General features: G+C 59.9%; 16 protein-coding genes and 1 tRNA gene. 6 read left to right on the top strand and 11 right to left on the bottom strand.

What is annotated here, in order from left to right; genetic code table 11:
• The 11 genes from ACGHEN_RS05135 to ACGHEN_RS05085 form a co-directional block, all read right to left on the bottom strand.
• A complete protein-coding gene (locus tag ACGHEN_RS05135; protein WP_390397743.1) occupies window positions 1–1,083 on the bottom strand; it encodes a glycosyltransferase family 4 protein in 1,083 nt (360 codons plus the stop codon).
• Entirely contained in the window at window positions 1,080–1,601 is a 522-nt protein-coding gene (locus ACGHEN_RS05130) for an acyltransferase (RefSeq protein WP_390397742.1), read from the bottom strand. The genes ACGHEN_RS05135 and ACGHEN_RS05130 overlap by 4 nt, the downstream gene beginning before the upstream one ends.
• 2 nt (window positions 1,602–1,603) lie before the next feature.
• On the bottom strand, window positions 1,604–2,785 hold the full coding sequence (wecB, locus tag ACGHEN_RS05125; RefSeq protein ID WP_390397740.1) for a non-hydrolyzing UDP-N-acetylglucosamine 2-epimerase: 1,182 nt from the start codon (window positions 2,783–2,785) through the stop codon (window positions 1,604–1,606).
• A 4-nt stretch (window positions 2,786–2,789) separates the two neighbouring features.
• Window positions 2,790–4,007 (bottom strand): NAD-dependent epimerase/dehydratase family protein, encoded by a 1,218-nt coding sequence (locus ACGHEN_RS05120; RefSeq protein ID WP_390397738.1) that lies wholly within the window; start codon window positions 4,005–4,007, stop codon window positions 2,790–2,792.
• 1 nt (window position 4,008) lies between these two features.
• Entirely contained in the window at window positions 4,009–5,067 is a 1,059-nt protein-coding gene (locus ACGHEN_RS05115; protein ID WP_390397735.1) for a polysaccharide biosynthesis protein, read from the bottom strand.
• Window positions 5,068–5,844, bottom strand: a complete 777-nt coding sequence (locus tag ACGHEN_RS05110; RefSeq protein WP_368156738.1) for a WecB/TagA/CpsF family glycosyltransferase — start codon at window positions 5,842–5,844, stop codon at window positions 5,068–5,070.
• Window positions 5,844–6,593 (bottom strand): sugar transferase, encoded by a 750-nt coding sequence (locus ACGHEN_RS05105; RefSeq protein ID WP_368156737.1) that lies wholly within the window; start codon window positions 6,591–6,593, stop codon window positions 5,844–5,846. Before ACGHEN_RS05105 ends, ACGHEN_RS05110 begins: the two co-directional genes overlap by 1 nt.
• Window positions 6,594–6,660: 67 nt before the next feature.
• Window positions 6,661–7,206 (bottom strand): antiterminator LoaP, encoded by a 546-nt coding sequence (gene loaP, locus ACGHEN_RS05100; RefSeq protein WP_390397732.1) that lies wholly within the window; start codon window positions 7,204–7,206, stop codon window positions 6,661–6,663.
• Window positions 7,207–8,061: 855 nt separating this feature from the next.
• A tRNA-Ala gene (locus tag ACGHEN_RS05095) sits at window positions 8,062–8,137 on the bottom strand.
• 68 nt (window positions 8,138–8,205) lie between these two features.
• Window positions 8,206–8,877 carry a thiamine diphosphokinase gene (locus ACGHEN_RS05090; protein WP_390397729.1) on the bottom strand — a complete coding sequence of 224 codons (672 nt, stop codon included), beginning with the start codon at window positions 8,875–8,877 and terminating at the stop codon, window positions 8,206–8,208.
• Between the two features lie 9 nt (window positions 8,878–8,886).
• Window positions 8,887–9,576, bottom strand: coding sequence for an HAD family hydrolase (locus ACGHEN_RS05085; protein WP_390397726.1), 690 nt, complete (start codon window positions 9,574–9,576; stop codon window positions 8,887–8,889).
• A gap of 331 nt (window positions 9,577–9,907) precedes the next feature.
• On the opposite strand from ACGHEN_RS05085, the gene glgB reads away from it, so the two are divergent.
• The 6 genes from glgB (at window position 9,908) to ACGHEN_RS05055 (ending at window position 23,223) form a co-directional block, all read left to right on the top strand.
• Window positions 9,908–12,169 (top strand): 1,4-alpha-glucan branching protein GlgB, encoded by a 2,262-nt coding sequence (gene glgB / locus ACGHEN_RS05080; RefSeq protein ID WP_390399374.1) that lies wholly within the window; start codon window positions 9,908–9,910, stop codon window positions 12,167–12,169.
• Window positions 12,170–12,263: 94 nt separating this feature from the next.
• On the top strand, window positions 12,264–14,690 hold the full coding sequence (locus ACGHEN_RS05075) for a glycogen/starch/alpha-glucan phosphorylase (protein WP_390397724.1): 2,427 nt from the start codon (window positions 12,264–12,266) through the stop codon (window positions 14,688–14,690).
• Window positions 14,691–14,798: 108 nt separating this feature from the next.
• Window positions 14,799–15,947: a glucose-1-phosphate adenylyltransferase gene (locus tag ACGHEN_RS05070; RefSeq protein ID WP_006233920.1), complete on the top strand. Its 1,149-nt coding sequence runs from the start codon at window positions 14,799–14,801 to the stop codon at window positions 15,945–15,947.
• A 4-nt stretch (window positions 15,948–15,951) separates the two neighbouring features.
• Window positions 15,952–17,079 (top strand): glucose-1-phosphate adenylyltransferase subunit GlgD, encoded by a 1,128-nt coding sequence (glgD, locus tag ACGHEN_RS05065; RefSeq protein ID WP_390397721.1) that lies wholly within the window; start codon window positions 15,952–15,954, stop codon window positions 17,077–17,079.
• Between the two features lie 90 nt (window positions 17,080–17,169).
• Complete coding sequence (glgA, locus tag ACGHEN_RS05060) at window positions 17,170–19,497, top strand: glycogen synthase GlgA (RefSeq protein ID WP_390397719.1); 2,328 nt, start codon at window positions 17,170–17,172, stop codon at window positions 19,495–19,497.
• 429 nt (window positions 19,498–19,926) lie between these two features.
• The gene (locus ACGHEN_RS05055; RefSeq protein ID WP_390397717.1) at window positions 19,927–23,223 is read left to right on the top strand and encodes a 4-alpha-glucanotransferase; all 3,297 of its coding nucleotides are present in this window, start codon (window positions 19,927–19,929) and stop codon (window positions 23,221–23,223) included.
• Window positions 23,224–23,243 lie beyond the last annotated feature (20 nt).

The following is a 23,243-nucleotide window of genomic DNA, read 5'->3' as shown; positions in this document are numbered from 1 at the left end:
CTAATTACCGCTGGTAGCATTGCAGTAGATGTCGAGTATTTCGCTCAAGAGTAGATTGATATCGAATGAGCTGAGTATCTTTTTTCGGGCCAAAGTTCCCATTTCTTTTCTAAGCTCGCTTGATTCGAGAAGATGACTCAATGCAACGGCCAGAGCTTGATGGTTATCAACCGGAATCAGAACCCCATCAACACCATCATTAATTACTTGAGGAATTCCGCCAACGGGAGTGGCGACAGTTGGAATTCCTCTAGCCATGGCTTCAAGAACGCTCATGGGGAGCCCCTCGTTTTTGGAGGGGAGGCAGTACACCGCGGCACGCTCAAAGAGCTCTTCGCGTTCTGTGCCCGCGACCCAGCCGTGGAACTCGCAGCGGTCGGCAATACCGAGCTCTGCCGCAAGAGATTTATTCTTTTCGACCTCTCCGTCTCCGCCGAATACGACCTTGGTGCCGGGAAAACGCGACAGGATTTCTCTTGACGCGCGCAAGAGCACGTCAGGGCTCTTGCGCGCGTCAAGACGTCCTAAAAAAAGGACGTCTTGACGCGAACAAGGTGAGCACGGCTGGTCTGGAACTTTGACACCGTTATGAACAACGTCAATCTTCTCCAGGTCGCAAACGTTTTTTGAAAAGTAGTCGCGCCACTCTTCCGACAGAACCACAACTCGGTCGGCGATACTAAAGGTCTTTCTTACATCACGACGGTAGGGATCTCCGCCCTCTTCGAAAGCCTTCTTAAACTCGCCATCGTGATCGTGGAGTATTACGTACTTGCCTGCTTTATGGGCCATACGAGCCATAATTGACTTACGTTTGTAGGAGCCACGGGCGCTAATGTGTAAATGAATGATGTCATAGGATGGCATGATCATCGCATAGCGAATCAACGCTCGGGAAAATGCGACGGATTTACCGAGCTTTGAGGAACCGATGCCCGTCCCCAGGTACTCAAAGGCATCGCATGCCTCAGGGAGACCTGCGTCTAGATAACCTTTCACGACTGAGACAATTCCGCCGTGAAGAGAGAGATCGGGTCCGACCATCAACACCTTTGCATGGACGTGCGGATAACCTTTAGTCATTGATTTCCTCTTACCGAAAGCTTAGACGGCGAGCTGGAAGCCCCCCCCCAGATTGAAAACTCCGGGCCAACGTCTTTTGTCACTACCGCACCGGCAGCAATCACACAATGGTCGGCAATTCTAACGCCCTTAAGAATCGTTACGCCGCTGCCAATCCATACATCATTGCCGATCACGACATCTTGGTCATTCTCTGGAAGCTTGTCCGACTCATCAAGCGTCATCATGGGTCGGTCAAGAACATCTGTACGATGGTCTCCAGTAATAATTGTGAGATGAGGGCCGCTCATGACGTAATTGCCGATATGAATCTTCGCACGGGTCGTCAGAAAAGTTGCTCCTGGGCCAATATATACATCATGTCCCATGTAAATATTTTCAATCCCCTGAATTTCGCTACGACGACCGATGGTTACGTTTTTACCGCATGATGCAAAGGAGCGTCGTAGGGCAGGAAGCAAGAGCAATTTGTTATAAGCTCGCGAGATACCATCAAGCAATCTGTACCCAGCGCCCATGGCTAAGATTTCCTCCACACCATCTTGTCCACGACGCCGGTGTAGCTCTGGATGATCTTGACCACCTTGGTGGACACGGTCTCGTCGGCGTAGTCGGGAACGGGTGCCTCGGGCAGCGACCCCTCCGCGTCGAGCTCGACGGCCGTGTGGACGGCCTGCAGCAGGCCCCTCTCGGAGATGCCGGCGAGGGTGAAGCAGGCCTTGTCCAGCGCCTCGGGGCGCTCGGTGGAGGTGCGGATGCACACTGCCGGGAACGGGCGGCCGACGCTCGCGAAGAAGCTGGACTCCTCGGGCAGGGTGCCGGAGTCGGAGACCACCGCGAAGGCGTTCATCTGCAGGCAGTTGTAGTCGTGGAAGCCCATGGGCTCGTGCATGCGCACGCGCGGGTCGAGCTCGAAGCCGGTGGCCTCCAGGCGCTTGCGGGAGCGCGGGTGGCAGGAGTACAGGATCGGCATGTCGTATTTCTCGGCCAGCGCGTTGATGGCGGTGAACAGGCTCGTGAAGTTCGCCTCGGTGTCGATGTTCTCCTCGCGGTGGGCGGAAAGCAGCATGTACTTCTTCGGCTCCAGGCCGAGCTCGGTCAGGACGTCGGAGGCCTCGATCTTGCCCAGGTTGGCGCGCAGGACCTCTGCCATGGGAGATCCCGTGACGTAGGTGCGCTCCGGGGCGCAGCCGGTGTCCTTCAGGTAGCGGCGGGCGTGCTCGGAGTATGCCAGGTTGACGTCGGAGATCACGTCGACGATACGGCGGTTGGTCTCCTCGGGCAGGCACTCGTCCTTGCAGCGGTTGCCCGCCTCCATGTGGAAGATGGGGATGTGCAGGCGCTTTGCCGCGATGGCGGACAGGCAGCTGTTGGTGTCGCCCAGGATCAGAAGGGCGTCGGGCTTGACCTGGACCATCAGCTTGTAGCTCGCGGCGATGATGTTGCCCACGGTCTCGCCCAGGTCGGCGCCCACGGCGTCCAGGTAGACGTCCGGGTCGGCAAGCTCCAGGTCGCGGAAGAAGATGCCGTTGAGCGTGTAGTCGTAGTTCTGGCCGGTGTGCGCCAGCAGGCAGTCGAAGTGACGTCGGCACTTCTTGATGACCTCGGACAGGCGGATGACCTCGGGGCGGGTGCCCACGATGATCAGGAGCTTCAGGCGGCCGTCGTCCCTGAATGCGATATCGGAATAGTCCTTGCCCATGCGGCTAGACCTCCTCGTAGTAGGTGTCGGGGTTCTCGGGGTCGAAGGGCTCGTTGGCCCACATGACCGTCACGAGGTCCTCGGTGTCGGACAAGTTGGTGATGGAGTGCGTGTATCCGGGGATCATCTCCACGGCTCGCATGTCGGAACCGGAGACGGTGTACTCGTCGACGGGGAACGGGTTGCCATCGGCGTCCTCCCCCACCTTCCTGAGCTTGATGCTCGCGGTGCCGGAGACCACCAGGAACCTCTCCCACTTGCTCATGTGCCAGTGGTTGCCCTTGGTGATGCCGGGCCTCGAGACGTTGATCGAGACCTGGCCGCGCTCGGGCGTGCGCAGGAACTCCGTGAACGAGCCGCGCGCGTCCGTGTTGGGCTTCAGGCCGTAGGCGAAGTTGCCCGGCTCGTAGTAGGACAGGAACGTGCTCCACAGCTTTTTGGAGAAGGAGCCCTCGGAAAGGTCGGGCACCGACAGCGTCTCGCGGCTGTCACGGAAGCAGTCGAGCAGGTGGACGATCTCGCCCAGGGTCTTAACATCGGTGTCGGGGACGTAGCAGAACCCGTCGCCGTCGACGCGCTCCAGCCCGTCGTATCCGCAGCGGTGCTCACGCCCCAGCAGGGCGCCCAGCATCTCGCCGACCAGGTCGTCGATGTAGAGGAGCTCCAGCTCCACGGAGGGGTCGTTCACAGCGTAGGGGCGGCCGTTGGCGATGGCGTCGCAGAAGGTCGCCACGGCGGAATTGTAGCGCGGGCGGCACCACTTGCCGTAGAGGTTGGGGAAGCGGTAGATGAGCACCGGGGCGCCCGTGCGTCCGGAGTACTCCCGGAACAGGCCCTCCCCCGCCAGCTTGGACTCGCCGTAGACAGAACCCTCGAAGCGGCCCGAGAGGCTCGCCTGCGCGGAGCTGGAGAGCATGACGGGGCATCTGTTGCCGTGGCGCTCCAAGGTGTCCAGCAGCGTGGAGGCGAACCCGAAGTTGCCCTCCATGAACTCGGACTGGTCCTTGGGGCGGTTGACGCCGGCCATGTTGAAGACGAAGTCCGCGCGGGAGCAGTAGTCCTCCAGCTCGGCGCCCGCCGAGTCGAGGTCGTACTCCATGACCTCGAGGGGAAGGAGTTGCTGGTATTTGGCGCGGCGGTCCTTGCCGTCCCTTATGTTCTTGAGGGCGCAGCAGAGGTTCCTGCCCACGAACCCCTTCGCGCCGGTGACGAGTACGCGCACCCTACTGCACCGCCTCGTGCTCGCGGGCCTCGAGGGCCAGCTGCACGTACTCGGCGGTCTTGATCTTGGCGATGGTGCCAGCCACGTCGAGCCTCTCGGTGTTGTGGGAGGTGTAGGACTCGTCGGCCTGGGTCTCCACCTCGCCGTCGACGACGAACTTGTCGTAGTTCAGGTCGCGCGAGTCGCAGGCGACGCGGTAGTAGCCGCCCATGTCCTCGGCGCGCAGGCGCTCCTCGCGGGTCATGAGGGTCTCGAAGAGCTTCTCGCCGTGGCGGGTGCCGATGACCTGCGTGCCCACGCGGCCGAAGACCTCCTGGACGGCCTCGGCGAGGTCGCCGATGGTCGACGCCGGCGCCTTCTGGATGAACAGGTCGCCGGGGTTGGCGTGCTCGAAGGCGAACTGCACCAGGTCGACCGCCTCGTCCAGGTTCATGAGGAAGCGGGTCATGTTGGGGTCGGTGACCGTGAGCGGCTCCCCTTTTCGGATGCGGTCGATGAACAGCGGGATGACGCTGCCGCGCGAGCACATGACGTTGCCGTAGCGGGTGCAGCAGATGGTGGTGCGGCCGGCGCCGTTGCGGGCGTTGGCGTAGATGATGGACTCCATCATGGCCTTGGACTTGCCCATGGCGTTGATGGGGTAGGCCGCCTTGTCGGTGGACAGGCACACGACGCGGTCGACGCCCTCCTCGATGGCGGCGTGCAGGACGTTGTCCGTGCCGATGACGTTGGTGCGGACGGCCTCCATGGGGAAGAACTCGCAGGAGGGCACCTGCTTGAGGGCGGCGGCGTGGAAGATGTAGTCCACGCCGTGCATGGCGTCGCGCACGCTCTGGGCGTTGCGGACGTCGCCGATGAAGAAGCGGACCTTGGAGGCGAGCTCCGGGGACTTCTCCTGCAGGCGGTGGCGCATGTCGTCCTGCTTCTTCTCGTCGCGCGAGAAGATGCGGATCTCGGCCAGGTCGGTGTTCATGAAGTGCTTGAGCACGGTGTTGCCGAACGAGCCGGTGCCGCCCGTGATCATCAGGGTCTTGTCTTTAAAGGTGGTCGAATCGTTCATCTATTTGCCTTCCTTACGTTTGGCTTTTGTAAACTGGTAAAAGAGAAATTTCGTATTAGTTACGAGGTATCGTTTGAAAAGCCGCTTCGGCTCTTGAATAAGTCTGTATAGCCACTCGAGACTCAGGTTTTGCATCCACATCGGCGCCTCTGGCACCACGCCGGCGAGAACGTTGAACGCTCCGCCAACACCGATCATCAACGGTTGTGGCCCTCCCTTGAGCTCGTGCATAAGAACTTCTTGACGGGGCGCGCCAAGAGCAATCCATGCGAAGTCTGCATCCGAATCAGCGATACGTCGCGAAAGGTCTCGCTTCTCGCTGTCGGAGAGCGGTCGGAAAACCGAAGGCTCCATGCCAGCGATTTCCAGGCCTGGATATTCCTCTTGAAGTGAATTTTTGAGAGCGTCGAGATTCTTCTGCTCGTTACCGTAGAAGTAATGGCTCCATCCTTGCTGCAAGGAAATATTGAATATCTCTCGCATCAGATCGGGTCCAGTTACACGCCCCATAGACTCTATTGTTTTACGTCCGACGACAGATAAAGGCTTGCCGTCGGGAACGGACATGAGGGAGTCAGCTTGGCAGGCCCAATAGGAAGGGTCGTCATGGGCCATAACCGAGGTATGAGCATTGGAAACGCAAATATATTCGCCATGTAGCTCATCTATATGGCGAGTGAGAAACTCGACACACTCAGACATATTGGTTCCCGTGATCGGAACATCGATTACGGGAACGCGCTTGAGCTCAACGAATTTAGAATAGTCCTGAAGCATTAGCACGCACCCTTACCGGTGATGACCTCGATCACCGTAAGGACAACGATCTTGAGGTCGGTAAAAATGCCCCGGTTGGCGATGTACTCCAGGTCTCGGCGGACCATGCCGTCGAACCCGGTCGAATTGCGCTCCGTCACCTGCCACCAGCCGGTGATCCCGGGCTTCACGGCCAGGCGCTGCAGGTCGTACTCGGTGTACTCCGCCACCTCGTTCGGCAGAGGCGGGCGCGGGCCGACGACGGACATCTGGCCCAGGAACACGTTCAGGAACTGCGGGAACTCATCAATGGAGTGCTTGCGGATGAACCTGCCGATCTTGGTGACGCGCGGGTCGTCCCTCATCTTGAACATGGCGCCGGCGATCTCGTTCTGCCCCTTGAGCTCGACGAGGCGCTTGTCGGCGTCTTTGAACATGCTGCGGAACTTCCACATGCGGAAGGTGGAAAGGCTGCCGTCGCGGTGGGTCTGGCCCACGCGGATCTGGCTGTAGAACGGGTTGCCCTCGCTCTCCAGGCGGATGGCAGCGGCGAGCACAAGGCTGGGTATGGCGATGACGGCCAGCACGCAGCCGCTAAACACGATGTCGAAGGCGCGCTTGGCTGTGCGGTAGGCAAGGCGCGAGTTGTCCCAGTCCTTCACGGCCTGCATGGCCTTGTAGCGCATGCTCGAGTCGCCGCCGCTCATGGCTTGGGCAACCAGCGAGGCCCCTACCGGCGCTTCTACTGAATTTTCAGTTTTGTCTGACACTATTTCCTTCAAGTCAACGTCCCCGCCCCCGGGGATCCTCCCTGTCCCGTTAAACAGTCGCCTGCAGCTAGGCGATCGCCTTTTTAAGGTTTCGCATTACGCGCTGCTCGGCCGAAAGCACGGCAAGGCCAACGCGCGTTGTTACGCGTCGGCCGCACAAGTCGAGCTCCAAATAAGCAGTGCTCTTGCGTCTGTTAATGGTTTTGATAAGGCCCTCGTGGCCCAGCAGCGGACCTGCCGTCACTACGACCTGGTCGCCGTCTTTTAGGGCCTCGCTCATGGGCACTACGCGGTCTCCCACATGCGTAAAGCTGCCAATAAGCTGGACCTCTTCTTTTGCCAGCGGCACAAACTGACCGTCCTGGGATAACACCCGAGCAAAGTCGTCCATGCGCAGCAGGAACTGTTGCACTGTGCGGGGATCTGCCGTATCGCAGATAAGATAACCGGGAAAGAGCGGCTTGGTCGTATTGACCCATTCGCCGTGTACCTTAATCTCGGTTTGAAATTGGGGATAAAAGAGCTCCTGAATGGCGCCAGCCGGCACCACGTGCTCAATGCGCTCGCACACTACATCTTCGCGACCGTTAATGACCTGGATCACATACCACACGAGCACCACCCCCTTGCTGTCTTACGTGTGGCTCACGGGGTTTGGGTATGGCTTCGCCAGGGCGCGCGTGCGCGAAGGCGCTCCATATTCAAACCCTGAGCCCAGTTAGACAAGCGCGTGGCTCTGCCCCACCGTGAACGGTATGTATAAGCACAGTGGCTAGAGACGCGGACGTGTATCGCAAAATGAGCGCGTCTCCAGCTGGCTGCGTGCGATCCAGTCAAGCGGGAACAAAACTGGACCGCACGCAAACAGCTGCAGGACTGCTGCGATTAGTCATGAAATCTCGAACCGAATGAATAACTTGCACATAGACAAGAACAAATTCATTCGATGCGATACGCATGACAACGCTATTGGAGCTCGTGGTTTTTCTGGCACCGCCGTTACGGCCGGATGCTGATCGACCCTGTGCTTTGCGGCTTGTTGGAGCCATGAGCACAGTTGAACCCATGTAACGTTAAGTATCCTAGCACAGCAGGTGACCCATACGTTTTGGGGTGTGTTGAGCAACATATTGTTTATTTGCCGTGGTTAAGGGGGATATTGTGCCGTCTTGCACGCATTGCCGCAGGTTTATGGGGGTGTGCGGGTTGGTGAATACTGCCTGAGTTGTATAGCTGGCGGCGTGAATTGCTCAAACTATTATGTTTGGCTAACAAACTTTGTACAAAACCGGGAAGGTAATTGCGCAACTTTTTGGGGTGTAGTTGTCGCAAATTTTGCGACAACTACTGCTGACGGCGAACTTGAACAGGAAAGCAATTTGCATATTTTGCAAAAATGCAGTTCAGACCACTTAATATCGTATGCAAATAAAAAAGGCCACTCGATTGAGTGGCCTTACATTCACGATGGTGGAGACGAGGGGGATCGAACCCCTGACCTCTTGACTGCCAGTCAAGCGCTCTCCCAGCTGAGCTACGCCCCCGTGACGAGGAGATACTATAGGGGAAGATCTTCGGGGATGCAAGAGGGAATTTTAGATTGATTTCCGCCTTACGGGTTTTCCTGGGACGGGGTAAAACCCTGATGCAGCAAATAACCGATCGCAACGCCTTGGTGAACTTGGATCTTGGCCGTTTTCCGGACGACGTTAGAGATGCCTGTGTCGGCTAACAGGCCCAGGGGGCTGTGGTCTAGTTCCCATTCTAGGCCGCACTCGCTTACCTCGGTGTTGGGAGCGATGGCGATGATGGAGAAGGTTTTGCCCTCGGCGCCCCCGATGGTCCAGGTCTCGTCTTGGTGCAGGATTCTGCCCGTCACTTCGTCTTCTTCGATCCAGACGGGGGCGTCCGCATAGCCTGCCAGTAGCCCTAACACAGACAGGGCCATGTCCGGGCGGCCGCCGGTGGCGCAGGTTGCCACCACTTCGGCACCCGGCCAGCGGCGGCAGATGGTGTCTAGGGCTAGCGCTAGATCAGTGTAGTCCTTGTAGGGGTTGTGGCGTTCTACTTCAAAATCGGCAGCGGCATCGACCAGAACATGTCCCTCATCGCTAACGGTGTCGGCGTCGCCCACGTAGACGTCGCAGCTCAGGCCAGCGCCCAACAGGGCGTCCAGGCCGCGGTCTACGGCTACGATGTGGTCGCACTCCCCTGCCAGCTGGCGAAGCAGATCCGCGCTCGCCACCACCGGCGAGCCGCAAACCACTAATACTTTGCAAGCCACGGCCCTCGCCTAGCCCTCAAACGAAAGCACGCGGGCCAGGTCCAAGCCCTCATAGCTGTCGATAAAGATGTCGCAGTTGGCACGCACCTCATCGCGCTCCATACGGCCGTGCTGGTCATAGATACCAACGCGCTTAAAGCCCGCAGTGCCAGAGCTCCTAAGTCCAAAGACGGCGTCCTCAAACACCCACGCGCGCTCAAACTTGTGCCCATGGAGCTCTTCCAGGCGACGCAGCGCCAGCTCGTATACATCGGGGAACTGCTTGGAGCGTCCCGCCTCGCCCGTCGTGGTAACAAACTCCATGTAAGCATCGAGCCCGGCACTAGCGAGCGCGGACTGCACCAGTTCGGCCGGCGTGGACGTGGCCACGCACATGGCAATGCCCGTCGCCTTAGCCTGCTCCAGAAACGCGAGGAGTCCCTCGCGCGGCGGCACCTTGGAGTAGCCATCAATGAGGATCTCGCCCAGCTCGCAATACAGCTCCTCGCCATTCGCGCCAATGCCCCACGTGTCGTGGTAGGCCTTGCACTCGTCCTCGAGCGACAAATGCTCAAACTGGGCAAAATCATCGACCGTTACATAAATGCCATGACGGCGCAATAACTCGGTCTGCGCATGGCCCCAGACGGGGGAGCTATTAACCAGTGTTCCGTCGCAATCGAAAATAAAAGCAACACTTGGGGCAGCGATATGGTTCATAAACGAGCCTTTCAATGTCAAATGGTAAACAACCTGCTAAAAACGTTTTACCAAACGTCAGCCTAACAGTTTTGAAACCCTAATTGGTAAAACTGTCAAGAGTTTTACCACAGCAATTCTGCCAGTGGTATAAACATGTCGCTTACCGATTAAACGCCCCCGCAAATCCGCTTTCGTCCATAAAACTAACGTACAGGTGTTATCGTAGTTTCTGCCGAAAGTTCCACCGAGCACGCGAGGTGGAACGAATCATAGAACTATCGCCGTCCCTTCGATTCGTGCAGCCTTGGACCTTTCGCATCTAGTCACCAAGGCAATACGCTGCCGCGTCATGATGGGATCAAACGTGAGCGATACAAAGCTAAAGCCAGCAACCAAAAAGCCTGCTACCCGCAAAGCCGCCCCACACGCACCGGAGCTCTCTAAGGACGATGTCTATCTGTTTGGCATTGGCATGTGGGAGCGCAGCTGGGAAAAGATGGGCGCTCACCCCGACACGCAGAACCGTACGCGCGGCTGGCGCTTTTGCGTTTGGGCGCCCGACGTAAAGAGCGTCCATGTCATTGGCGAATTTAACGACTGGGATGAGGAAGCCAACCCGCTGGTGCCCGTGCATACGAGCGCTATTTGGGAAGGCTTTATTCCTGGCGCCGAGCAGGGCCAGCTGTATAAGTACCTTATCGAGACCAACGAGGGCGAAAAGCTCTACAAGGCCGATCCGTACGCCTTTAAGGCCGAGTGCCCTCCGGGTACCGCCAGCGTGCTGTGGACCCTCGATGGCTACCAGTGGAACGACGCCGCATGGCTCAAGCGCCGTGCCGGCCACAACCACATGTCTCAGCCGCTCAACATCTACGAGGTGCATGTTGGCTCGTGGAAGCGCCACGGCGACGCGCCGCAGGGCGAGCCGGACGAGTATGGCAACTACCCCGGCCCCATGGACCCCTTCCCCGCGCAGCGCGGCGAGTTCTACACCTACGACGACCTGTCGGTGGAACTCGTGGACTACGTGCGCGACATGGGCTATACGCATATCGAGGTCATGCCGCTCATGGAGCATCCCTTCGATGGCTCCTGGGGCTACCAGACGACCGGCTACTATGCCGCCACGTCGCGTTACGGCAACCCGCAGCAGCTCATGCACTTTATCGACGCGTGCCACGAGGCGGGCATCGGCGTGATCATGGACTGGGTACCCGGCGGTTTTTGCGCCGACTCCCACGGCCTTGCCACCTTTAACGGCCACATGCTGTTTGAGCACGAGATTCACCCCAACTGGGGCACGCACAAGTTCGACTTCGCCCGCGGCGAGGTCCGCTCCTTCCTGGTCTCCAACGTGCTGTACTGGCTCGAGAACTTCCACGTGGACGGCATTCGCATGGACGGCGTGTCCAGCATGCTGTACCTCAACTTTGGCATCGACGATCCGGGCCAAAAGAAGTTCAACAAGTACGGTACCGAGGAGGACCTGGACGCCAGCGCGTTTATCCGCCAGGTCAACTGCGCCGTGGAGGCGCACTACCCCGACGTGATGATGATGGCCGAGGAGTCCACCGCGTGGCCGCTCGTGACCTATCCGCCGCAGGACGGCGGCCTGGGCTTCCACTACAAGTGGGACATGGGTTGGATGAACGACACCCTGCACTACATGCAGACCGATTTTCCGTGGCGCCCCGGCAACCACGGGCTGCTCACGTTCTCCATCATGTACGCCTTTACCGAGAACTTCATTTGCCCGCTGAGCCACGACGAGGTCGTGCACGGCAAGTGCTCGCTCATCGGCCGCATGCCGGGCGACTGGTGGCGCCAATTTGCCGGTCTACGCACGCTGGCCTTCTACCAGATGACGCACCCCGGTGCCAAGCTCAACTTTATGGGCAACGAGATCGGCCAGTTTATTGAATGGCGCTACTACGAGTCCATTCAGTGGTTCTTGACCGAGGAGTACGAGACCCACCGTCATCATCAGGCGTTCATCAAGGCGCTCAACCACCTGTACACCGCCGAGCCCGCTCTGTACGAGCGCGGCTACACCGACGACGGCTTTACCTGGATCGACGCGGACAACTCCAAGCAGTCCATCGTGAGCTTTGTGCGTCAGGGCGAGGACATTGATGACGACCTGGTGATCCTGATCAACTTTGACCCGGCGAGCTACGAGAGCTTCCGCGTGGGCGTGCCGCGCGAGGGTGACTGGGAGGTCATCTTCGATTCCGACCGTCCCGAGTTTGGCGGCAGCGGCTATGCCGGCGAGGAACCCTACACCTGCTCGAGCGAGCCCTATCCCTGGAACGGGCAGATGGACTCTATCGAGATTAAGGTGCCCGGCCTAGCAGGCGTGGTGCTTAAGCGCCGCGGCCCCAGCAGCTATAAGCCGCCCGTGGTCGAGGAGCCCAAGAAGGCGACGCGCAAGCGTGCGTCTTCGGTGAAGCCCAAGGCCGCGGCTGCCAAGAAGGTTCCGGCCAAGGCGAAGGCTGCCAAGCCCGCTGCCAAGGCTTCGGCCAAGTCCACCACGGCCAAAAAGGCAGCCACTAAAAAGGCTGCTCCCAAGGCCAAGGCAGCCGCTGCTAAGGCTCCTGCCAAGAAAGCGTAACAAAGCCGTTACAGCTGTAATCACCCGCCTCACGAGGGCGTAGGATACAAGACATAACCGTTCCGGGAGAAACATCCCCGGGGGAAAGGAACGTATGAATAAGATCTTCGACAACAAGCAGGAGTTTACCGAGCTCTATCGCGATGCCGTCATGAGCATCAGCGGCAAGAGTGTCGAGGCTGCCAGCGACCTGGACCGCTTTAACGCCCTGGCCAAGCTCGTGGCCGAGAAGGCACGCACCGTTGCCACCAAGAGCGACGCCCGCGTCACCGCCGAGGGCAAGAAGCGCGTGTACTACTTCTCGATCGAGTTTTTGATCGGCCGCCTGCTCGACAACTACCTGCTCAACTTTGGCGTGCGCGACATGGTCGCCGAGGCGCTCGACGACATGGGCTTCGACCTTTCCGTCATCGAGAACCAGGAACCCGATCCGGCGCTGGGCAACGGTGGCCTGGGCCGTCTGGCCGCATGCTTCCTGGATTCCATGGCAGCCGAGGGCATCGCCGGCTACGGCAACGGCATGCGCTACCGCTACGGCCTGTTTAAGCAGGAGATCGTCAACGGCAGCCAGGTCGAGGCCACCGACGAGTGGCTCACCCACGGGTATCCCTGGGAGGTCCGCCGTCAGGACAAGGCCGTGACTATTAAGTTTGGTGGCCATGTTGAGGGCTTTGAGGAGAACGGCCGCACGTTCTACCGCACGGTGGACACGCAGGACATCCTGGCCGTCCCTTATGACATCCCCGTCGTGGGCTATGCCGGCGAGACTGTCAACAAGCTGCGCGTCTGGGCTGCCGAGCCGGTCGAGGAGCACTTTGACCTTGAGGCCTTCAACCGCGGTGACTATGCCCTGGCCGACGCCGAGCGCGCCGAGGCCGAAGCCATCAGCGCCATCCTCTACCCCAACGACGCCGGCGAGCACGGCCGTCTGCTGCGCCTGAAGCAGGAGTACCTGTTTGTCTCGGCCGGCATCTACAGCCTACTCGACACCTTTGAGAAGGAGCACGGCGAGAACTGGGATCTGCTGCCGCAGTTTGTTGCCATCCACACCAACGACACGCACCCGGCCATGTGCGGCCCCGAGCTCATGCGCATCCTCATCGACGAGAAGAAGCTCGAGTGGGATGACGCCTGGAACATCGTGACGCAGGTCGTGAGCTACACCAACCACACCATCCTGCCCGAGGCCCTGGAGAAGTGGCCCATCGGCATGTTCTCCAAGCTCCTCCCCCGCGTGTACCAGATCATCGACGAGATCAGCCGTCGTTGGCACGAGTCGTTCGACACCACGCAGGAGGGCTGGCAGGAGCGTCTGCGTCAGACCGCCATCCTGTGGGACGGCGAGATTCGCATGGCCAACCTGTCCGTGATCTGCAGCCATAGCGTCAACGGCGTGGCCAAGATCCACTCCGACATCATCAAGAACATCGTGCTCAAGGACTTCTATGCCCTGACGCCCGAAAAGTTCAACAACAAGACCAACGGCATCTCGCACCGTCGCTTCTTTGCCGAGGCCAACCCCACCTACGCCAAGCTCGTGACCGAGGCCATTGGCGACGGTTGGCTCAAGGACGCCTTTGAGCTGGAGAAACTCAAGGAGTTCCAGAACGACACCGAGTTCCTGAAGGCCGTGGGTGCCTCCAAGCGCGCCAACAAGGAGCGCCTGGCCGCCTACGTTAAGGCCGAGACCGGTCTGGTCATTGACCCCAACACCGTCTTCGATGTCCAGGTGAAGCGCTTCCACGCCTACAAGCGCCAGCTCATGAACATCATGAAGGTGATGGACATCTACAACCGTCGCATCGCCGATCCCAACTTCCGCGTGACGCCGACGACCTTCATCTTTAGCGGCAAGGCTGCCTCCAGCTACACCTTTGCCAAGGAGACCATCCGCCTCATTAACTCCGTGGCCGACGTCATCAACAACGATCCGCGCGTCAACGAGGTCATGAAGGTCTGCTTTATCCCCAACTTCCGCGTGAGCAACGCCCAGCTCATCTACCCCGCTGCCGAGATCTCGGAGCAGATCTCCACGGCCGGCAAGGAGGCCTCGGGCACGTCCAACATGAAGCTCATGATGAACGGCGCCATTACGCTGGGTACCCTCGACGGCGCCAACATCGAGATCGCCGACCTGGCCGGCCGCGAGAACGAGGCCATCTTTGGTCTGACCGCCCCCGAGGTCGAGCAGCTCTGGGCATCGAACAGCTACTTTGCGTGGGATACCCTCAACGGCGACCGTGAGCGTCTGGGCCGCGTGATGGACGAGCTCAAGGACAACACCTTTGCGGGTCTTTCGGGCAACTTTGAGAGCATCTACAACGAGCTCATGAACAACAACGACCCCGACCTGGTCATGGCCGATTTCCGCAGCTACGTGGATGCGTGGGAGAAGCTCACGGGCAGCTACGGCGACCAGGAGACCTGGAACCGCAAGGCCCTGCTCAACACCGCCTCGAGCGGCTGGTTCTCGAGCGACCGCACCATTCGCGAGTACCGCGACGAGATCTGGCACGCGTAAAGGCGCGCGAGCTCCCCTATGCCAGCACGGCATTACTCTACGGGCGTGACGTTGCGCCGCGCCCGTCGCTAATGGGTTTAGGAACATCGATGACAGAAGGAGAAATCGATGAGTAAGAAAGAATGCATCGCGATGCTCCTCGCAGGAGGACAGGGCAGCCGATTGGGGGCACTCACCCAAAAGATCGCTAAGCCGGCGGTTAGCTTTGGTGGCAAGTTCCGCATTATCGACTTTTCGCTGTCCAACTGCTCCAACTCGGGCATCGACACGGTGGGCGTTCTGACGCAGTATCGTCCCTACCTGCTGCATGCCTACGTGGGCTCCGGCGAGGCCTGGGATCTGGACAGCCGTGACGGCGGCGTATCGATCCTGCCGCCGTACGAGACGCAGACCGGCGGCGCCTGGTATGCGGGCACGGCCGACGCCATTACGCAGAACCTCGACTACATCAAGGCCAACGACCCCAAGTACGTCCTGATTCTTTCGGGCGATCACCTGTATCGCATGGACTACCGCAAGATGCTCAAGACGCACATTGAGAACAACGCCGACCTCACGGTGAGCGTTATGCCCGTGCCGTGGGAAGAGGCCAGCCGCTTTGGCATCCTGACCACCGACCCCGAGGACGGGCGCATCACCAAGTTCACCGAGAAGCCCGATAAGCCCGATTCGAACCTCGCGTCCATGGGCATCTACATCTTCTCGGCCGACGTGCTGATCGAGGCACTCGAAGAGGACGCTCTGGACCAGCGCTCGAGCCACGACTTTGGCAAGGACATCATCCCCAAGCTGCTCGGCGAGGGCAAGCGCCTGTACAGCTACGAGTTCCACGGCTTTTGGAAGGACGTCGGCACCATCGCCAGCTTCCACGAGACCTCGATGGACCTGCTGGGCAACAACCCCGAGTTCGATTTGTTCGACAAGCACTTCCCCATCATGTCCAACATCACCACGCGTCCGCCGCACTACATTGGCCCGGACGGCCGCCTGGACGACTGCCTGGTCTCCAACGGCTGCAAGATCTACGGCACCGCTCGCCACTCAATCCTTTCGACCGATGTCATCATCGAGGAGCGCGCCGTGGTCGAGGACTCCGTGCTGCTGCCGGGTGCGCACGTTAAGAGCGGCGCGCACATCTGCCGCGCTATTTTGGGCGAGAACTCCACGGTCGAAGAGGGCGTGAAGCTCGGCTCTGTCGATACCACCAAGGATACGGCCGTCGTTGGAAATGACGTCGTTATCGGGAAGGGGGAATGATCCGATGATCAATCGCAAGGCCATCGGTTATATCACCGCTAACTACTCTTCGAGCTACGGCAGCGTCCTGCTCAAGGACCGCCCCATCGCGTCCGTTCCCTTTTTGGGCCGCTACCGCCTGATCGACTTTCCGCTGTCCAACATGATGAATGCCGGCATTAAGACCGTCGGCGTCGTCATGCCGGGCAACTACCGCTCGCTGATCGACCACGTTGGTTCGGGCAAGGACTGGGGTCTGGACCGCAAGAAGGGCGGCCTGTTCATGGTGCCCGGCAACGCGTATGGCACCACCAAGGGCGGCATGCGCTTCCTGCTGCGCGACATCATCTCCAACAAGACGCTGTTCCAGCGCTCGGACAAGCCCTATGTTGTGATGATGGGCACCAACATCATCTTTAACATGGACCTCAACACCATCATCGACGCGCACGAGAACTCCGGTGCCCAGTTGACCGTGGTGTACTGCAAGGCCACGCGCAACGTCGATGACGAGACCAAACTCGAAATTAACGAGAACGGTCGCCTGACGGGCGTGAGCGCCGGCGTCGTGTACGGCGACAACGCCTCTATGGACTGCTGCATCGTCAACCGCGAGACGCTGCTCGAGATCATCGATCACTACCAGGCAGCCGACTATCTGGACCTGCTCGAGGCACTCCAAGGCGACTTTGGCAACATCGACGTGTGCAGCTACGAGTACAAGGGCGAGGTCGTGGGCGTGTTTAGCGAGAAGTCGCTGTATCGCCGCAGCATGGACCTGCTCGACCAGACCGTGGCCGACCAGCTCTTTGACCCCGAGCGCCCAATCCTGACCAAGGCTCACGACGTGCCGCCTTCGCGCTATGCGACCGGCAGCCACGCGTGCAACTCGATCATCTCGGCCGGCTGCATCATCAAGGGCACCGTGCGTAACTCGATCCTGTCGCGCGGCGTTGTGGTCGAAGAGGGCGCTTCGGTGACCAATTCGATCATCAACCAGAGCTGTGTCATCAAGAGCGGTGCACGAGTTGAGAACGCCATTCTGGACAAGAACAACGTGGTTCCCATCAACACCGAGCTTCGAGGCACGCCCGAGAACATCCTGGTGCTGGGCAAGGCTCCGTTAACTTCCGACACAACCATCGTACGTTAACGTTGGCACCGCAACATCGCTCGTAACAGGTAGAATAGCCGCCCGGTTAGCGCCAGGCGGCTATTCTCGAATTGCAACATGGGAGACAATATGGCAGATTCCAGCAAAAAGATGCAGATCGTGTTTGCCTCGGCCGAGTGCGCACCGTTTGTTAAGACCGGTGGCCTGGGTGACGTGGCGGGCTCGCTGCCTGCAGCACTCGTGCGCGCCGGCGCCGAGGTCATCGTGATGGTGCCCAAATACGCCACCATCAAGGACGAGTACAAGGCGCAGATGGAGCACTTTGCCGACTTTTACGTGAGCCTGGGCTGGCGCAACGAGTACTGTGGGCTGGAGAAGCTCGAGCACGACGGCGTCACCTATATGTTCGTGGACAACGAGCGCTACTTTGCGCGCGATTATCCGTACGGCTTCTTCGACGACGGCGAGCGCTTCGCGTTCTTCTCCAAGGCCATCACCGAGAGCCTGCAGCACCTGCCCGAGGGCTTTGAGTGCGACATCCTGCACTGCAACGACTGGCAGACGGCACTGGCGCCCGTGTTCTTGCGCGAGTTCTACCAGGGCCTGCCGCTGTACGACCGCGTCAAGACTGTGTTCTCGATCCACAACGTGGCGTTCCAGGGCCAGTTTAGCGACACCGTGATGGAGGACATCCTGGGTGTGGCGCATATTCCGGCGGCTGCTACGCAGCTGCGTTGCGACGCCTGCAGCATCAACTACATGCTGGGCGCGCTGCACTATGCCGATGCCATTACCACGGTGAGCCCCACCTATGCGGGCGAGATCCAGACGCCCGAGTTTGGCGAGGGCCTGGACGGCGTACTGCGCGAGCGCTCCTACGCGCTGCAGGGCATCCTCAACGGCATTGACGTGGCGGCCTTTGACCCGGCAACCGACAAGCGCATTGCCGCCAACTACACCGTGGAGGACCGTTCCGGCAAGGCCGTGTGCAAGGCCAAGCTACAGGAAGAGCTGGGCCTCGAGGTTCGCGACGACCGCCCGCTCATGGTGATGGTCACGCGCCTGACGCGCCAGAAGGGCATGGACCTGGTCATGTACGCGCTCGACCGAATCCTGTCCGGCGGCGTTCAGGTGGCCGTGCTGGGTACCGGCGACCGCGACTACGAGGACGGCCTGCGCTACTTCCAGGACAAGTACCCCGGCACCATGGCCGCGCGCATCGAGTTCGATCCTGCGCTGTCGCAGCGCATGTACGCCGCCGCCGATATGTTCCTGATGCCTTCGAAGTTTGAGCCCTGCGGCCTGTCGCAGATCATCGCCATGCGCTACGGTACTCTGCCGATTGTTCGCGAGACCGGCGGCCTGAAGGACACCGTGATCCCGTACAACGAGTTTACCGGCGAGGGCACGGGCTTCTCGTTTAGCAACTTTAACGGCGACGAGATGGGCGATGCGGTGTTCCGTGCGGCACGCCTGTTCTGGGATAATCGCGAGGCCTGGAATCAGCTGGTCACGCAGGCCATGAGCCAGGACTTTAGCTGGACGCGCTCGGCCGACAAGTATCTGGACCTGTACTTCTTTATGCACCCGGAGATTGAGCGCCCAGCGGCTGTGGAGGCTGCTACGGCCGTAGAGGAGCCGGTTGCTGATGAGGCCGAGCCTGCGGCGACCGTTAAGGAGCCCGCTGTCGCCGAGGAGCCCAAGGCCGAGGAGAAGCCGGTTGAAGCTAAGCCCGTTAAGGCCGATCCTGAGGTGAAGGTCGAGGCTACTCCCGAGCCCGAGCCTGAGGTGAAGCCCGCTGCGAAGCCTGCCACCAAAAAGACGACGACCCGCAAGGCAACGGCTAAGAAGGCTACGACCACGAAGGCCACTGCGAGCAAGACCACCGCTGCCAAGGCAACTACTGCCAAGGCATCGACCACGCGCAAGCGCACGACCGCCGCTGCCAAGAAGGCCAACGAGGTCGAGGCTGCTCCCGAGGTAAAGGCCGCCGCCGAGGCTAAGCCTGCGGCAAAGGCTCCGGCCAAGACCGCTGCCAAGAAGACGGCTGCAACCACCAAGAAGGCAACGGCAGCCAAGAAGACCACGGCAACGAAATCGACGACCACGAAGGCTGCCGCAAAGCCGGCTGCCAAAGTCGAGGAGACGACCGCCGAGCCCAAGGCCGAGGTAACTGTCGAGGCAAAGCCGGCCGCCAAGACCACCACGCGCAAGCGCGCCACGACAACGGCTAAGAAGACCACGACCAAGGCTGCTGCTCCCAAGGCAGAGGCTAAGCCCGCAGTAAAGGCCGAGCCGGCACCGAAGGCCGCTGAGGTCAAGACCGCCCCGAAGGCAGAGGCCAAGCCCGAGCCCGCCAAGGAGACCCCGGTCTCTCCCGCCGCTCCGGCCGAGGAAAAGGCTCCTACCAAGAAGACCTCCGTCCGCAAGGCAACGGCCGCCCGCAAGCGCCACTAATCCGGACGATTAAAACTTAATCCTCAACGCAAAAGAGGGCGCCCCAACCAGGCGCCCTCTTCTTGGTTGAACTTCGTATTAAAAAGAGGGCCGGTTTACTACGACAAAATGGCTCCGGCCGACCACAACGAGCAATCTACGAAATTGGCAATGCTTTTACCTGCGGTTTTAATATCACCAAATTGACTGTGGTTGAGATCATTCAATTTGTCGTAGTAAACCGGGGTACTTTTGGTTGGCTACAAATAGTATCGGTATGTGCGTTTTCGAATGCCGCGATAATTTGGATGGTAAAACGATTTTCTAGGACAACCGTTCGCCGATAATGAGCGGCTGTAGTTTATACAACTAAAGTGCAACGATATACTTAAGCACTGTGCGTTAAGCCCATGGCCCGTTGGCCATGACTGTATAGAACTGGACCGTACTATGAGATTGATTCACAACAGCCGCCTGCCGCAGTTTCGCACTCCGTTTGGCGCTGTGACCACTGGAACTTCCGTTTCGCTATCGGTGATTTTGGAGGATGCCGACCCCAACCAGGCAACGCTTACGCTGCGCACCTGGATCGATGAGATCGGTGAGTCTCTGTACCCCATGACGCACGAGGGCGACGGCATATTTACCGTAGAGCTTGAGTGCACTGAGCCCTGTCTTATCTGGTACAGCTTTATCTGCAACATCGAGGGCCAGCCCGAGGTACGCCTGGGTGCACCGCAGGGTCGCACCGGTGGCGAGGGTGTGACCTACAACTACGCCGAGGTTCCGTCCTTCCAGATTACCGTGTACAAGCACCGAGAGAACCGTCCCACTTGGTACGAGCGCGGTATGGTCTACCAGATCTTCCCCGACCGCTATGCACGCGACGAAAACTGGCGCGAACGCACGCTTGCCGAAGTTGAAAAACCGCGCAAAGGAATCCAGCGCCGCATGGTCGAGGACTGGAACGAACCGCCCGAGTACGAGCGTGCCGAAGACGGCTCCATCAAGACCTGGGATTTTTACGGCGGCTCGCTCAAGGGTATCCAGAATGACCTGCCCCGCATTGCCGAGCTGGGCTTTACGGCCATCTACCTCAACCCGATTTTTGAGGCCGCGAGCAACCACCGCTACGACACGGCCGACTATACCAAGATCGACCCGATTCTGGGCACCGAGCAGGACTTTACCGAGCTGTGTCAGGCGGCCGAAAAGCTCGGCATTTCCATCATCCTGGACGGTGTATTCAACCACACGGGCGACGATTCGATCTACTTCAACCGCTACGGCAACTACCCCGGCGTGGGCGCGTGGCAGAGCGAGGATTCGCCGTGGCGCGATGCGTTTTATTTCCACGAGGACGGCTCGTACGATTGCTGGTGGGGCGTGGGCAATATGCCCGCCATCAATGAGAGCTCCGAGCTGGTGCGCGAGCGGCTCCTGGGCAAGGACGGTATCATACGCAAATGGCTGCGCGCCGGCGCTCACGGCTGGCGCCTGGATGTGGCCGACGAACTTTCCGATGACTTCCTGGCCGAGATCAAAAAGGCCGTGCTCGCCGAGAAGCCCGACGCGCTGCTGCTCGGCGAGGTCTGGGAAGACGCCTCCAACAAGATCAGCTATGGCCATCTGCGCCGCTATCTGCAAGGCTCTGAGCTCGACTCCGCCATGGACTACCCCTTCCGTGACATGGTCATCGGTTTTTTGATGGGCTACAAGAACGCCTACCAGGCAGCCGAGGACATCGAGACCCTGCGCGAGAACTACCCGCGCGAGGCACTGGCCTGCGCGCTCAATCTGCTTTCGAGCCACGACCGCCCGCGCATTATCTCGGTGCTCGGTGGTGGCCCCGACGAGTCGCAGCTGCCCGAGAGCGAGCGCAGCAAATGGCGCCTGGACGAGAACTCGATGGGCCTGGCCAAGAGCCGTTTTTGGTTGGCAACGCTCATGCAGATGACCTTCCCAGGAGTGCCCTCGATCTATTATGGCGACGAGTACGGCTTGGAGGGCCTCACCGATCCGGGCAACCGCCGCACCCTGCCGACCAAGGACCAACTCCACGACTTCGATACGCTAGCCATCGTTAAGAACGCATCTGCCATTCGCCGCGCGTTACCGTTTATGGTCGATGGCGAGATCAAGGCCTTTGCGCTCAACGACGACGTCTTGGCCTACACCCGCACGGGCAAAGACGGCGAGGCCGCGACGGTTATCATCAACCGCAGCCTGCGCAATTCGCACTGCGTGACGATTCCGGCGCTCGGCGAATGCGCAAGCGACGTGATCAGCGGCCACGAGTGCGAAATCCACAACGGTACCGTCACGCTCGACCTGTACCCGCTGGGCTCTTCGATCATCTATCACCATGCCGAGAAGCGCCTGCAGGAGCCGCTCGACCACGGCGCGGGCGTCGTATGCCACATCACCTCGGTGCCGACCGATGACGGCAAGCCCGGCACAATCGGTGCGCCCACGCGTCGTTTTATCGACCACCTGGCCGCCATGGGCATGCGCTACTGGCAGGTCCTTCCCGTCAACCCGACGGACTTCTTCCGCTCCCCCTACGCCGGTCCTTCGGCCTTTGCAGGCAATATCGACCTGCTGCCCGAGAGCCACGAGGAGCTGGCCGCCGACTTCGTCACCTGGAAGACCCGCGGCGGCGAGGATGCCGACCCGCTGTACACGGCGTTTAAACATCGCAACGCCGACTGGCTCGAGAAGTACTGCGTCTACATGGCGGTAAAGAAGCACTTTGAGGGACTGTCGCGCCACGATTGGCCGGCGGATGTCGCGCGCTACAACGAGTACCTGATCGATGACAAGCGATTCCACGACGAGGCCGAGCTGCAGGCGTACATGCAGTATCGCTTTGACCTTGCCTGGTGCGAGCTTATGAACTATGCACACAAGAAGGGCATCGAGGTCATCGGCGATATCCCGATGTATGTCTCGGACGATTCGGCCGACGCGTGGAGCGAGCCCGAAAACTTCTGGCTATCCGACACCGGCAAGGCGATTGAAATTTCGGGCGCGCCGCCCGACAACTTTGCGCCCGAGGGCCAGGTGTGGGGAAACCCCACCTTCCGCTGGGATCACATGAAGAAGAACGGCTATCGCTGGTGGATGGATCGCCTGCGTCGTGCGTTCGCGCTCTACGACCGTGTGCGCCTGGACCACTTCCTGGGTTTCCACAGCTACTTTAGCATCCCCGCCGGCGAGGCCTGTGCCGACGGCCGCTGGCTTGCGGGACCAGGCAAAGACCTGTTCCAGACCGCCTACGACGAGCTGGGTCCGCTCAACTTTATCGCCGAGGATCTAGGCTATCTGACGCCTGGCGTTCGCGCCATGGCTTCGACCTGCGGTTTCCCCGGCATGGACGTGCTGGAGTTTAGCAACTACGACGTTCGCTGCGGAATTCATCCCACGCCTGGCAAGATCCTGTACACCTCGACGCACGACACCTCAACGCTTGCCGGATGGTGCACGCATTCCTTTGCGGGCGGCGACGACCCGAGCGGCATTGCATTGGCAAGCGAGCTCATGGGCGATGCCCTGGCAAGCGATGCTCCGCTCGTGATGATGCCGCTGCAGGACGTGCTGGGGCTGGGCGACGATGCACGTATGAACGTGCCGGGCGTGGCCACGGGCAACTGGACCTGGCAGGCGCAGGAGGCCGACATTGCTGCGGCTGAGGAGAAAACTGCGGAGCTCCTGCGCAGCACCCATAGATTCTGGGGCGAAGCGTGATAAAACCCCGGATATAGGGT

Origin of the sequence: Collinsella sp. i06-0019-1H4, from assembly GCF_042849575.1 — a bacterium.
GTDB lineage: Bacteria > Actinomycetota > Coriobacteriia > Coriobacteriales > Coriobacteriaceae > Collinsella.
Note: the sequence above shows the minus strand (reverse complement) of the source record. Positions and strands in the feature narration are given on the sequence as shown.